The organism is Bacteroides xylanisolvens, from assembly GCF_018289135.1.
GTDB classification, from domain to species: Bacteria; Bacteroidota; Bacteroidia; order Bacteroidales; family Bacteroidaceae; genus Bacteroides; species Bacteroides xylanisolvens.
Genome location: NZ_CP072216.1, coordinates 1,847,456 through 1,861,952 on the forward strand (window position 1 = coordinate 1,847,456; position 14,497 = coordinate 1,861,952).

Sequence of the window (14,497 nt, forward strand, 5' to 3'; positions counted from 1 at the left end):
GAAAAAATAAGAATATGTAAACAATATTCTACAAAAAAGATAGAAGACTGGGAGAGTTGAACGAAAAAATCAAGAGAAAAGCTCACGTAAAGCAAAGCTTTTCTCTTGATTTTTTAGAAAGAGGAACATTTACTGAATATCCCAAGATAGTGACGCTATCCCACCAACATAGTGACGGTATATGCACAGGATAGCGTCACTATCCAAGGCATATACCGTCACTATATTTAAACCGGATATTTCAGGCTTTTAACTCTAGTTTCCGCGCTGTGTAGGCAAGGTAAATTCCTGCGAATCACAAATCACCCCATTCTCGTCCGCCACTGCGACACGGAATGTCACTTCACCGTCTTTCAACCTTTCACCTGCATGGATCGAAGCCGTATAACGGATACCCTCACCCGGAAGAATTTCCTCAATCATCACCGAAGGAGAGATGCCGAGATGCTTCACCTTTCCTACCGTTTCTACCACAGGAACCACATTATAGACAGGCTTTCTCCCTTCATTCATAATCTCAAAAATAATCTTGCTATTTTCTCCCGCATCAATCACATGACTACGATTATCATCAATGAAACGGATTTTGCGCAACTTCAGTTGAGAAATGGGCGGCTGCACTTGCGGCTGCTTCTTATACTTTTGCACACGTACTTCCCGCACTTCAGGAATATACGCATCCTCCTCTATCTGCTCTTGTCTCGGTGCCGTCAATGCGTTTCCAATAGCCGCACCGGCAATGGTTCCTACAATATTTCCAATAGCAGAGCCACGGTAACCGCCCCTCCAGCCATGATTATTATCTCCGATAAGTCCGCCTATCGAACTTCCCAGACTACCTCCAATAGAAGCACCTGCCATGATAGCTCCCGGATTTCCCATACGCCCCGACGCACATCCACTCAAAAGCAAAGCGGAAAGCAAAATTACTGTTAGTTGTTTCTTCATGAGCCTCTCTATTTAGTGTTATTATTTATTCTACCACTTTAAAACGAGCGAAACGCAACAATAGTTGTTTGTCACCCGCATTTTTAAAATGAATAGTGGCTTTCGCATTGTCTCCCGTTCCTTCCACTTTCAGCACTTCGCCCAATCCGAAACGTTCGTGCTCTATCATCTGTCCGACTTGTACTCCTGCTACCGATGCTGAACCGGAAGACGCCATCTGCGCACTGCTACTTCCACCAACAGCACTTACCTTCTTCAAATTTCTCGGTACACTGGGAGCAATAATCTGTGCTTTCGGACGTTCACGCTGCTCGGATGAATTACTACCGAAAGGCGCACGCGACGGAGAAGTAGAACGGGCAAATCCCCCTTCAATCTCCCTGCGGAAACGTCCCGCACCTTCATCCACAGCACGGCTCACTCCTGCTTCATGCGGCAACCGCAAATAATCAACATCAATATCACGCAGGAAACGACTGGGACTTCCAAACTCCATCTTTCCGTAACGGAAACGGGTTTTGGCAAAAGATAGATAGCAATGTTCTTCCGCACGGGTAATAGCTACATAGAACAAGCGACGTTCTTCTTCCAGCGCCCGGGGAGAATCTCCGACCATCCCACTGGGAAACAGATTTTCTTCCAGACCAACCACAAATACATTCTTAAACTCCAATCCTTTAGCCGAATGGACGGTCATCAACGTTACCTTTTCCCCATCATCCGCCTTGTCGGAGTCCTGATCGGTGAGCAATGCAATCTCCGAAAGGAAATCAGTAAGAGACACATTCGGATTGCCTTCCTCCTGCCGCAAAGCGCAGAAGTCATTCATACCATTCACCAACTCTTCTATATTTTCCTTACGACTTAGATTCTCGGGGGATGTGTCCTGACAAACATCATTGATAATACCGGACTGACGGATAATGTCCGTTCCTATTTCATAAGCGTTCTTATCCGCCTGATCGGCAATAAAACCTTCAATCAGTTCACGAAAGCCCTGCAGTTTTGCATGAGTTCCCTTATTTATATCCAGTCCGTAACTTAAGGGTTCGCAGACTGCCGCCCAAAGACTTACGCCATGATTGGTAGCCGCTGATATAATCTTCCCGACCGTGGTATCTCCAATGCCACGAGCCGGATAATTGATGATTCGTTTAAACGCTTCTTCATCATTCGGATTCACCACCAAACGGAAATAAGCAATCACATCTTTTATCTCTTTCCGCTGATAGAACGAGAGTCCCCCGTAAATTTTATAAGGTATACTCCGTTTCCGAAAAGCCTCTTCGAAAATACGGCTTTGCGCATTCGTACGATATAGGATGGCAAATTCAGCATATCCGTAGTGATATTCCCGACGTAACTCCGCAATCTTATTAGCCACAATATCACCCTCTTCCACATCACTATACGCCTGAAACACACCGATGGGTTCCCCTTTTTCTTTCTCCGAGAACACGGCTTTCCGGATCTGACGTTCGTTCTTTTCGATCAGACTATTGGCAGCACAAACAATGGTTTGCGTAGAACGGTAATTCTGTTCCAGTTTAAAGACTTTCGTGTTGGGATAGATTTTCGTAAAATAGAGAATATTATCAATATCCGCCCCACGGAAAGAATAGATACTTTGCGCATCATCTCCCACCACACAGACACGTTGATTCTCCTTTGTCAGTTGCAGAACAATGCTATGCTGCGCATAATTCGTATCCTGATACTCATCCACCAACACATAACGGAACTGTTCCCGATAGCGTGCCAGCACTTCCGGAAAGTCACGAAACAGAATATAGGTATATACCAATAAATCATCAAAATCCATCGCTCCCGCCTGACGGCATCTGTCCCAATAACGGGTATAGATGTCACGGATAGCAGGCATCTTGGCAGCCATATCTCCTTCGTAAGCCTCTTTATTGGCAGCGTACCCCGTAGGAGTGACCAAATGGTTTTTTGCATTGGAGATGCGTGCCTGCACTACTCCCGGCTTATAAGTTTTCTCGTCCAACCCCATCTCTTTAATGATGGAACGAAGCAGGCTCTTACTATCAGCCGTATCATAGATGGTGAACTGGGAAGTGAATCCGATATATTGTGCTTCGGCACGAAGAATACGTGAGAAAATGGAATGGAAAGTACCCATCCACAAATAACGTGCCCGTTCCATACCTACCTGCCGGGCAATACGCTCTTTCATCTCGCGCGCAGCCTTATTAGTAAAGGTCAGCGCAAGGATATTCCACGGATTATACCCGTTCTCCTGCTCCAGCAAGTAAGCGATTTTATAAGTCAACACACGCGTCTTCCCCGAACCCGCACCGGCTATCACCAGCGAAGGACCGTCATTATAAGTCACTGCTGCACACTGACTCTCGTTCAATTCATCTATATAATTGGTATTCATAACAGCATTATAAAAACAATGTGGATTTTTAACAAACCCTTGGCACTCAAATTTGTTCTCAATACAAAAGTATAATATTCATTCGAGAATGAAGGTATTTTTATGAATTTTCATCACTAACTATTTTAACCTAACCCCAAAAAGCAATGAAAAGGAGTATATTTTTATCAATTATTTTAAGTTTGTTTCTGGTTGCCTGCATTCCACAGGCAATGGCACAAAAACAGAGCCGCTTGGAAAAGCTGCTAAGGTATCTGAACGATAATGACGCCGACAAATGGCAGAAAAACCGTGATAAGATAGATGACGAGACGCAAACCTATTATGCCGAAGAACTGGCATTGTTGGACGTTCTCAACGAATTGTGGAACAAACAAAGTGAGCAAGCCGCCACCAACTATTTCGGCTGTTACGAACAAGCTACGAAAGCTTATTTTCCGAATATCTGCGAAGAAGAGAAAATACAGCTTTCCAACGTACAAGACAAAGCGGAACAGGCTGTTATCTCCATCCTGGAAGCATCGAAAGAGCAGATTCCCTTTAGCAAGACATTGATGGACAGCATCCAGTCAAGCGGCTATCCGGCAGACTCCGCCCTCTTGCAAAAGGTGCGGGACATCCGCGAACTGGCCCTACTGGAAGGGATGCTGAAAACACCTGCGCTGAACATCTATCAAACGTATATCTCGGAATATCCGAACGGCAAGTTTATCTCTCAAATCAGCACTGCGGAGAACAAACGGCTTTATCAGATTGTAAAGAGTAATCCGACCTCTGCGAATTTCAAAGCATTCTTTGATAATGCCGCCATGCAGAAATTCTTCACTGATAAAGATACACGTCCCTTCCTTTCGGAAGTCCGCACATTATACGACGATTTTCTGTTTCAAGGAATTGACAGCCTCCGGGAGAAAGGAAATGCAACAGCTATCCGACAGATCATTGACGACTATAAGCAATCACCTTACCTGACTTCCACAGCACGTACGCACCTGGATGACCTTGAATATCTTAGTGAAAAAGCTGATTTTGAGCTTTTAAAACCTGCCATTGTCAGTTCCGAATCGTTAAGTATGTTGCAGGATTTTCTTTGCACACACAGATACAAGGAATTTCGCGACCAAGCCAACGCACTGCGGGCACCTTTTATTCTGCAAACAATCATATCCACCCCTACTTCCGTGAAATACTATAATGGAGGGCGATTGATAAAGTCTGCGGAAAACGACAGTACAGGGACCACCTCGACCACTTATTCGTATGACGATAAAGGACAGCTCGTCTCCACCCTGGCACTTACCATGAAGAACGGGCAGCCAGGCAATGAAATACAGACGAATAGATTATACGACCCGCAAGGTCACTGCATCTTTGAGGTACAAACGAATCCGAAAACCAAAACGGATCTCTACCGGCGGACACGCCGCATCGGTACCGATGGAAGTATTGAGAGTGATTCGCTCAAGTATGCAGACGGAAGAGTCGTCATAAGCTCCTACAATAAACGGGGATTATTGACCGAAACCAAAGAATATAATAAGAACGGAGAACTTCAGGCATACACCGCCAACAAATATGATGATAAAGGAAGATTGGTTTCATCCCAACATCAAAACTTGCTTTTTGCCAATTCTCCGGATCAGGTTATTTCACAAAAAGATGCTTATGAATACGATAAATACGGTTATCTATCGCAGATTGTCTACCAACGGATTTTGGGTAATAACCAAAAAACGTCCGGATGCCTGACTTGCCTGTATGATAAATACGGGAACCGGATTGACGGCAATTCTTATTATGAATATGACAATACGGGCCAATGGATCTGCCGGACCAACCGCGATCACCCGAAAGAGGTGGAACGTATACAGTACATTTACAAATAAAGTAAGATGCTGTGAACATTTTGCAGAAGGCTTCTGTTATTATAGTATAACAAGCCAATTAAAACTTGTAACATTATGAATACTATATTAATGTCTTTAATTATGATGACCATGACTTACGAAATGCCTAAACTTCCTTACGCAAACAATGCGTTGGAACCTGTAATCAGTCAGCAAACAATAGATTTCCATTACGGAAAACATCTACAAACGTATGTAAATAATCTGAATAGCCTCGTACCCGGAACAGAATATGAAGGTAAAACGGTAGAAGAAATCGTTGCAACCGCACCGGACGGAGCTATATTCAATAACGCCGGACAAGTATTGAATCACAATCTGTACTTCCTGCAATTTGCCCCGAAACCCTCAAAGAAGGAACCAGCAGGCAAACTGGGAGAAGCCATCAAACGTGACTTCGGTAGCTTTGAAAACTTCAAGAAAGAATTCAACGCAGCAGCAGTCGGATTGTTCGGTTCAGGATGGGCCTGGCTATCCGTTGGGAAAGATGGTAAACTGAAAATCACGAAAGAAGCCAACGGCAGCAATCCGGTACGTGCCGGTTTGAAACCGCTTCTCGGATTTGACGTTTGGGAACACTCCTATTATCTGGATTATCAGAACCGCCGCGCCGACCACGTAAATGCCCTGTGGGACATCATCGACTGGGATGTGGTTGAAAAAAGAATGTAACCGGATTTACTAGCAAAACTATACTTATGAAAAAGGTCGTTGTGTTTTCACAGCGACCTTTTTTACAGACTAAAAAAACAAACTTTTATTGTATATCAAACGCATTAGTTGTATTTTTGCAACCCATAAACTAGCATAACAAACAATTATGGTACTATATAAAAGAAAAGAGATACGATATATTGTCTCCATTGCCGTTCTTCTTTTCTTCCCCCTTTTCTGTAACGCTGCCGCCACAGAAGAACCAGAGGAAGAGATCCTGTTCATTACCTCATACAATTCTGACACTAAATATACCTACGATAACATCAGCACATTTATAGAAACCTACACCCAATTGGGAGGAAGATACTCGACCATTGTAGAAAACATGAATGCGACGGATTTAACGCAGGCGCACCAATGGAAAAAAACATTAACCGATATTTTAGACAAACATCCGAAAGCTAAATTAGTGATTCTTTTGGGTGGTGAAGCATGGAGCAGTTTCCTTCATCTTGAAGATGAGAAATATAAGCAGCTTCCTGTTTTCTGCGCAATGGCATCACGCAACGGCATCCGTATTCCGGAGGATTCAATCGATATGCGGAACTATAATCCTGTAAGTATCAACTTAACGGAACGAATGAAGGAGTACAACGTAAAATACTGTGATACATACGAATATAATATCAGCAAAGATATCGAAATGATACAAGATTTCTATCCGAACACAGAGCACCTGGTATTTGTATCGGATAATACCTATAACGGACTTGCCGAACTGGCATGGTTCAAGAAAAACCTGCAACATTTCCCGCAGTTATCCATCACCTATATTGACGGCCGCATCCACACACTCGATATGGCTGCCAATCAATTGCGCAATCTTCCCAGAAACACAGCAACGCTTCTTGGTATCTGGAGAATTGACAGCCGGGGGATCACTTACATGAACAACTCCGTTTATGCTTTTTCCAAAGCCAATCCACTCCTGCCTGTGTTCAGTATGACTTCCACCGCAATAGGCTATTGGGCCATCGGAGGATATGTCCCGCAATATGAAGGAGTGGGAAAAAATATGGGAGAATATGCTTACCGCTTTTTAGACCAGAAGGAAACGGGTATCAGCAGCATCAATATCTTACCCAACCGATATAAATTTGACGCGAAGAAACTAAAGGAATGGGGATTTGAAAACAAGAAGTTGCCTGTCAACTCAATGGTTATCAATCAGCCTATCCCCTTCTTTGTAGCCTACAAGACAGAAGTGCAATTTATCCTGATTATCTTCCTCGTATTAGTAGGAAGTCTGATGATTTCCCTGTATTACTATTACCGGACGAAAATCCTGAAAAATCACCTTGAAAGAACCACGCAACAATTGCGGGAAGATAAAAAGAAACTGGAAGAGTCTGAAATCGAATTACGTGACGCCAAAGAGCGCGCCGAAGAAGCTAATCAATTAAAAAGTGCTTTTGTCTCGAATATGAGCCATGAGATACGGACACCTTTAAACGCAATTGTCGGTTTCTCCAGCCTGATTATCGGTTCGGTAGAGCAGAATGATGAATTGAAAGAATATGCGGATATCGTCCAGACTAATTCCAATTTATTGCTCCAACTGATTAGCGATGTACTGGATATATCACGCCTGGAATCAGGAAAACTGCAATTCAACTATGAATGGTGCGAGCTGGTGAACCATTGCCAGAATATGATTACTCTCACCAACCGGAACAAGACAGTGGATGTAGACATCAAACTCCAAATGCCTAAGGAGCCTTACATGCTCTACACGGACCCGTTGCGTCTGCAACAGATTATTATCAACCTGCTGAATAATGCCTTGAAATTCACTCCTGCCGGAGGAAGTATCACGCTGGATTATGAAGTGGACGAAGAAAAGCAATGTATGCTGTTCTCGGTGACAGATACCGGCACGGGAATCCCCGAAGATAAACAGGAACTCGTATTCCAACGTTTCGAAAAGCTGAATGAATTCGTGCAGGGTACAGGGTTGGGACTGGCTATCTGCAAACTGACCATCCAATATATGGGAGGTGATATATGGATTGACAAGAGTTACAAAAATGGTGCCCGATTTATCTTTTCTCATCCCATCAAAAAACAGGAATCAACAGAAAAATGAAAAAAAATCGACTGATTTAGTGTTTTTCTGTTTCTTTTTCGCTTACTTTGCTCCCGTAAAGACAAAGGGGTGCCCCATGAGGGGCTGAGATTATACCCTAGGAACCTGAGGCAGTTAATACTGACGTAGGGATTGTGTTTCTTCTTATCGCCTTTCCATTTAAGCACGCTCTTTGTATTTACTTTCAACTTATTTATTCTGATAGGACAATGAAAGTACAAGTGAACAACAAAGAGGTGGAAACGTCTCCTGACTCTACCCTTACGCAACTGACAGCACAGCTCGAACTTCCGGTTCAAGGCATTGCTATCGCCGTAAACAACAAAATGATTCCCCGTACCGAATGGGAGTGTTTCATTCTACACGAGAACGACAACCTGGTGATTATCAAAGCTGCTTGTGGAGGATAAGGAGATGATTAGTCTACAATTTATCACGCATCAGACCGAACAGTATTCGTACCTCGAATCGGCACGTATGGCACTCGAAGGCGGATGCAAATGGATCCAGCTACGTATGAAAGACGCTCCTCTCGAAGAAGTGGAAGCAGTAGCCCTGCAACTGAAGCCGCTTTGCAAAGAGCACGAAGCAATCCTGATTCTGGATGACCACGTCGAACTGACCAAAAAGCTGGAAGTGGACGGTGTACATCTAGGCAAAAAGGATATGCCTATCGACCAGGCCCGCCAAATACTTGGTGAAGCCTTTATTATCGGCGGCACTGCAAACACTTTCGAAGATGTGGTACAGCACTATCGTGCCGGAGCCGATTATCTCGGCATTGGTCCTTTCCGGTTTACTACCACTAAAAAGAATCTAAGCCCTGTACTGGGTTTGGAGGGCTATTCTTCTATTCTTTCACAGATGAAGGAAGCGAATATCGAAATCCCCGTTGTAGCTATCGGGGGAATCACTTTTGAGGATATTCCTGCCATACTTCATACAGGAGTAAATGGAATAGCCCTGTCAGGAACTATTCTCGGAGCAGATAATCCGGTAGAAGAAACACGTAGAATCATTGAAAGTGATCTATAATTTGTCAAATGATAAATGGAATTTTAATTCAGACAGAAGAACAAAAGAACATAAAAGCTGCACTTAGATAATTATTTCTACTGTTTTATTTTTGTTCTTATGTTCTTCTGTCTCAAAAAATCAGCATTTAAATAATCAACTAAAATATATAGAATGGAAAAGTTAGTAATTGCGGGACGCGAATTTAGCTCCCGTCTTTTTCTGGGAACAGGAAAATTCAATTCCAATGAAGTAATGGAACAAGCTATTCTGGCTTCGGGTACGGAAATGGTAACTGTTGCCATGAAACGAATCGACATGGATAACAAAGAGGACGACATGCTGAAACATATTATTCATCCGAATATTCAGTTATTGCCCAACACCTCCGGTGTACGTAACGCGGAAGAAGCTGTTTTCGCCGCACAACTGGCTCGCGAAGCTTTTGGAACAAACTGGCTGAAACTGGAAATTCATCCGGACCCGCGCTATCTGCTCCCCGACTCTATCGAAACACTGAAAGCTACGGAAGAACTGGTGAAACTGGGCTTTATCGTGTTACCTTATTGCCAGGCTGACCCTGTACTCTGCAAACGGCTGGAAGAAGCAGGCGCAGCTACCGTTATGCCGCTCGGTGCACCCATCGGTACGAACAAAGGATTGCAGACAAAAGAATTCCTGCAAATCATTATCGAACAGGCAGGTATCCCGGTGGTAGTGGATGCCGGTATCGGCGCGCCAAGCCATGCTGCCGAAGCAATGGAACTGGGAGCTTCCGCTGTATTAGTGAATACTGCAATAGCCGTTGCCGGAAATCCGGTAGAAATGGCTAAAGCATTCAAAGCAGCTACAGAAGCCGGAAGACAGGCTTACGAAGCAGGATTAGGATTACAAGCCATCGACTTCGTAGCAGAAGCAAGTTCACCTCTAACGGCTTTTCTTGATTAAAACAAATAAACTATGGAACAAAAAATAAAATTCCCCCGCTCGCAGAAAGTCTATTTACCCGGTAAACTTTATCCGAATATCCGCGTTGCCATGCGGAAAGTGGAGCAAGTGCCCAGTGTCAGCTTTGAAGGCGAAGAAAAGATAGCAACACCAAATCCGGAAATATATGTATATGATACCAGCGGACCGTTCAGTGATGCAGAAATGAACATTGACCTCAAAAAAGGACTGCCCCGCATGCGTGAAGAATGGATCGTGAGTCGTGGTGACGTGGAACAGTTGCCTGAAATTACTTCGGAATACGGACAAATGAGAAGAGATGATAAAAGTCTCGATCACTTACGTTTCGAACACATCGCCCTGCCCTACCGTGCTAAAAAAGGAGAAACAATCACCCAAATGGCGTATGCCAAAAGAGGAATTATCACTCCTGAAATGGAATACGTAGCGATCCGCGAAAATATGAATTGTGAGGAACTGGGAATTAAAACTCACATTACCCCCGAATTTGTTCGTCAGGAGATTGCGGAGGGACGTGCTGTACTACCGGCCAACATCAACCACCCGGAAGCTGAACCGATGATTATCGGACGTAACTTCCTTGTAAAAATCAATACGAACATCGGAAATTCGGCTACTACCTCCAGCATTGATGAAGAAGTGGAGAAAGCACTGTGGAGCTGCAAATGGGGTGGAGACACGTTGATGGATCTTTCCACAGGAGAAAACATCCATGAAACACGTGAATGGATTATCCGTAATTGTCCCGTACCAGTAGGCACTGTTCCTATTTATCAGGCACTTGAAAAAGTGAATGGCATAGTGGAAGACCTCACCTGGGAAATCTACCGGGACACATTGATTGAACAATGTGAACAAGGGGTCGATTACTTTACCATCCATGCAGGGATTCGCCGTCATAATGTTCATCTTGCCGATAATCGCTTGTGCGGCATTGTCAGCCGTGGAGGAAGTATTATGAGTAAATGGTGCCTCGTACACGATCAGGAAAGTTTCTTATACGATCATTTTGACGATATCTGTGATATTCTGGCACAATATGACGTAGCCGTGTCATTAGGTGACGGACTTCGTCCGGGTTCTATCTACGACGCAAACGATGAAGCGCAGTTTGCCGAACTCGATACCATGGGAGAGCTGGTGCTCCGTGCCTGGGATAAAAATGTTCAGGCATTTATTGAAGGCCCCGGACACGTTCCGATGCATAAAATTAAAGAGAACATGGAACGTCAGATTGAAAAATGCCATGACGCCCCTTTCTACACGCTCGGCCCGTTGGTGACGGATATTGCTCCCGGATACGACCATATCACTTCTGCTATCGGTGCCGCACAAATCGGATGGTTGGGGACGGCTATGCTTTGTTATGTCACCCCGAAAGAACACCTTGCCTTACCTGATAAAGAAGACGTACGCGTAGGAGTTATTACCTACAAGATAGCCGCTCATGCCGCTGACCTGGCAAAAGGACACCCGGGTGCACAGGTACGCGACAACGCATTGAGTAAAGCTCGCTATGAGTTCCGCTGGAAAGACCAGTTCGACCTGTCTCTCGATCCGGAACGGGCGCAGACCTATTTCCGTGCAGGACACCATATCGATGGAGAATATTGTACGATGTGCGGACCTAATTTCTGTGCAATGAGATTGTCACGCGATTTAAAGAAAAGTGCCAAAGGCAATAAATAATGAGTGGGGAGAAACAAAACGTCGGGCCACTGACCTACCTCTCTCCCCTCATTTTAATTTTCAATTTTTAATTTATAATTGAATAAAATGTTCTCAGACGAATTAGAAAAAATATCCTGGGAAGAGACGACAAAAGCCATCTATTCCAAAACAGATGCTGACGTACGCCGTGCGTTGGGTAAAAAAGAGCATCTGGATGTCAACGACTTTATGGCGCTGATTTCACCTGCCGCCACTCCTTATCTGGAAGTGATGGCACGCCTTAGTCAGAAATATACAATGGAACGGTTCGGTAAGACAATCTCTATGTTTGTACCGCTCTACCTGACTAATTCATGTACCAATTCCTGTGTCTATTGCGGTTTTCACATCAGCAATCCGATGAAGAGAACGATATTGACAGAGGAAGAGATTGTCAATGAATACAAAGCCATCAAAAGGTTGGCTCCTTTTGAGAATCTACTGCTTGTAACCGGTGAAAACCCGGCCGCAGCAGGTGTCCCATACATTGCCCGGGCGTTGGATTTGGCAAAGCCTTATTTCAGCAACCTACAAATTGAAGTAATGCCTCTTAAAGCGGAAGAATACAAGGAGCTAACCAATCATGGCCTGAACGGAGTGATCTGTTTTCAAGAGACTTACCATAAAGCAAATTACAAAACGTATCATCCAAGAGGCATGAAGTCAAAATTCGAATGGCGTGTAAACGGCTTCGACCGCATGGGACAGGCAGGTGTACACAAGATTGGTATGGGTGTCCTGATCGGCCTGGAGGAATGGAGAACCGACGTAACGATGATGGCTTATCATCTGCGTTATTTACAGAAACATTACTGGAAAACGAAATACAGCGTAAACTTCCCGCGTATGCGCCCGTCTGAAAACGGCGGATTCCAGCCGAATGTAGTCATGAATGACCGGGAACTCGCCCAACTTACATTCGCCATGCGAATCTTCGACCATGATGTAGATATCTCTTATTCTACCCGTGAGAGCGCAGAAATCCGAAACCACATGGCAACACTTGGCGTAACCACCATGAGTGCGGAAAGTAAAACTGAACCGGGAGGATATTTCAGTTATCCTCAAACCCTGGAACAATTTCACGTAAGTGATGAGCGAAAGGCGGTTGAAGTGGAACGTGATTTGAAAAAACTGGGTCGTGAACCCGTCTGGAAAGATTGGGATCAGTCTTTTGATTTTAAAAGATAAACAGATGCGATACGACAGACAAATTATACTTCCCGAAGTCGGAGAAGAAGGTCAGAAGAAACTGCAGGAAGCCAAAGTGCTTATTGTAGGCATGGGAGGGCTGGGCTCTCCCATCGCCCTCTACCTGACAGGTGCAGGTGTGGGATGCCTGGGACTGGTAGATGATGACTTGGTAAGCATCACCAACCTACAACGACAAGTGCTCTATTCCGAAAAGGAATTAGGTAAACCAAAAGCTATCTGTGCTGCGGAACGGCTCTCCGCTCTCAACAGTGAAATCGAAATACACCCCTACGCTGCCCGGCTGACGAAAGACAATGCGTATGATATCATTCAGGAATATGATATAGTGGTGGATGGCTGCGACAACTTTGCCACCCGCTACCTGATTAACGACATTTGCATTGAACAGAAAAAGCCCTACGTATATGGTGCTATCTGCGGTTTTGAAGGACAGGTTTCTGTATTCAACTACGGAAATCAAAAGAAAAACTACCGGGATCTTTATCCCGATGAAGAAGAAATGCAACGGATGCCTCCTCCGCCCAAAGGAGTGATGGGGGTTACTCCTGCCATTGTAGGGAGCATTGAAGCTACGGAAGTATTGAAAATAATCTGTGGCTTTGGTGATGTTTTAGCCGGCGAACTATGGACAATTGACCTGCGGACACTGCAATCTAACAAATTTTCACTATAAAGGTTGGTTTCTGACATAGTTAATTAGTAACTTTGCTAAACAATCCAATTTTAACAAAAGAAATGAAACTAATTGTAGTTACCACCCCTACTTTCTTCGTCGAAGAAGATAAGATTATTACCGCTCTTTTCGAAGAGGGGCTGGATGTCCTACATCTTAGAAAGCCGGAGACTCCGGCTATGTATTCGGAACGGCTATTGACACTTATTCCGGATAAATATCACCGTCGCATCGTTACACATGAGCATTTTTATCTAAAAGAAGAATTCAACCTGATGGGAATTCACCTGAATGCGCGTAACCCCAAAGAACCGCATGATTATTATGGTCATATCAGTTGTTCCTGCCATTCAGTGGAGGAGGTAAAAAACAGAAAGCACTTTTACGACTATGTTTTTATGAGCCCTATCTATGACAGTATCTCTAAAGTGAATTACTATTCAACATACACTGCCGAAGAGTTACGCGAAGCACAAAGAGCCAAGATTATCGACTCGAAAGTGATGGCATTGGGAGGTATCAATGAAGACAATTTATTGGAGATTAAGGATTTCGGTTTCGGAGGGGCTGTCGTCTTAGGAGATCTCTGGAATAGATTCGACGCTTGTCAGGACCAAAATTATTTAGCCGTAATCGAGCATTTCAAAAAGCTGAAGAAACTATCAGATTAATAAATATAGCCGATCATAAAACTAACTGGTTATGCTTCCTCATTTTATCCAATAAGAGAAGTGTTTTTCCCAATTATGAAATATTAAAAAGGGATATTCCTAAAATAATAAAATTTAAGGCAACTAATTCATTGCGAGTTAGTTGCCTTTTTTGTATCTTTAAGCATTCCCCCCAAAAAACGG

Annotated in this window: 12 protein-coding genes and 1 riboswitch; of the genes, 10 read left to right on the forward strand and 2 right to left on the reverse strand. The window is 43.9% G+C overall.

What is annotated here, in order from left to right; translation table 11 throughout:
• Window positions 1–255 precede the first annotated feature (255 nt).
• Complete coding sequence (locus INE92_RS07840) at window positions 256–948, reverse strand: hypothetical protein (protein WP_004313158.1); 693 nt, start codon at window positions 946–948, stop codon at window positions 256–258.
• Window positions 949–973: 25 nt separating this feature from the next.
• Entirely contained in the window at window positions 974–3,352 is a 2,379-nt protein-coding gene (locus INE92_RS07845; RefSeq protein WP_195436786.1) for an ATP-dependent helicase, read from the reverse strand.
• Between the two features lie 146 nt (window positions 3,353–3,498).
• Between INE92_RS07845 and INE92_RS07850 the strand changes: the two genes are divergently transcribed.
• The 10 genes from INE92_RS07850 to INE92_RS07895 all read left to right on the forward strand — a co-directional run bounded on the left by INE92_RS07850 (window position 3,499) and on the right by INE92_RS07895 (window position 14,314).
• Window positions 3,499–5,238: an RHS repeat protein gene (locus INE92_RS07850; RefSeq protein WP_134993104.1), complete on the forward strand. Its 1,740-nt coding sequence runs from the start codon at window positions 3,499–3,501 to the stop codon at window positions 5,236–5,238.
• Between the two features lie 75 nt (window positions 5,239–5,313).
• Window positions 5,314–5,931, forward strand: a complete 618-nt coding sequence (locus INE92_RS07855) for a superoxide dismutase (RefSeq protein WP_008022648.1) — start codon at window positions 5,314–5,316, stop codon at window positions 5,929–5,931.
• A 148-nt stretch (window positions 5,932–6,079) separates the two neighbouring features.
• Window positions 6,080–8,062: a sensor histidine kinase gene (locus INE92_RS07860; protein WP_212702007.1), complete on the forward strand. Its 1,983-nt coding sequence runs from the start codon at window positions 6,080–6,082 to the stop codon at window positions 8,060–8,062.
• Window positions 8,063–8,117: 55 nt separating this feature from the next.
• Window positions 8,118–8,211: riboswitch (TPP riboswitch) on the forward strand.
• A gap of 60 nt (window positions 8,212–8,271) precedes the next feature.
• On the forward strand, window positions 8,272–8,472 hold the full coding sequence (gene thiS / locus INE92_RS07865; RefSeq protein ID WP_015531008.1) for a sulfur carrier protein ThiS: 201 nt from the start codon (window positions 8,272–8,274) through the stop codon (window positions 8,470–8,472).
• Between the two features lie 4 nt (window positions 8,473–8,476).
• Window positions 8,477–9,097, forward strand: a complete 621-nt coding sequence (locus INE92_RS07870) for a thiamine phosphate synthase (protein ID WP_015531007.1) — start codon at window positions 8,477–8,479, stop codon at window positions 9,095–9,097.
• Between the two features lie 153 nt (window positions 9,098–9,250).
• A complete protein-coding gene (locus tag INE92_RS07875) occupies window positions 9,251–10,024 on the forward strand; it encodes a thiazole synthase (protein WP_008643676.1) in 774 nt (257 codons plus the stop codon).
• Between the two features lie 12 nt (window positions 10,025–10,036).
• A complete protein-coding gene (gene thiC, locus INE92_RS07880; RefSeq protein ID WP_008643678.1) occupies window positions 10,037–11,734 on the forward strand; it encodes a phosphomethylpyrimidine synthase ThiC in 1,698 nt (565 codons plus the stop codon).
• Between the two features lie 87 nt (window positions 11,735–11,821).
• Window positions 11,822–12,946, forward strand: a complete 1,125-nt coding sequence (gene thiH / locus INE92_RS07885; protein WP_004313167.1) for a 2-iminoacetate synthase ThiH — start codon at window positions 11,822–11,824, stop codon at window positions 12,944–12,946.
• Between the two features lie 4 nt (window positions 12,947–12,950).
• Window positions 12,951–13,643 carry a HesA/MoeB/ThiF family protein gene (locus tag INE92_RS07890; protein ID WP_008770632.1) on the forward strand — a complete coding sequence of 231 codons (693 nt, stop codon included), beginning with the start codon at window positions 12,951–12,953 and terminating at the stop codon, window positions 13,641–13,643.
• Between the two features lie 62 nt (window positions 13,644–13,705).
• Window positions 13,706–14,314, forward strand: a complete 609-nt coding sequence (locus INE92_RS07895; RefSeq protein WP_004313169.1) for a thiamine phosphate synthase — start codon at window positions 13,706–13,708, stop codon at window positions 14,312–14,314.
• Window positions 14,315–14,497 lie beyond the last annotated feature (183 nt).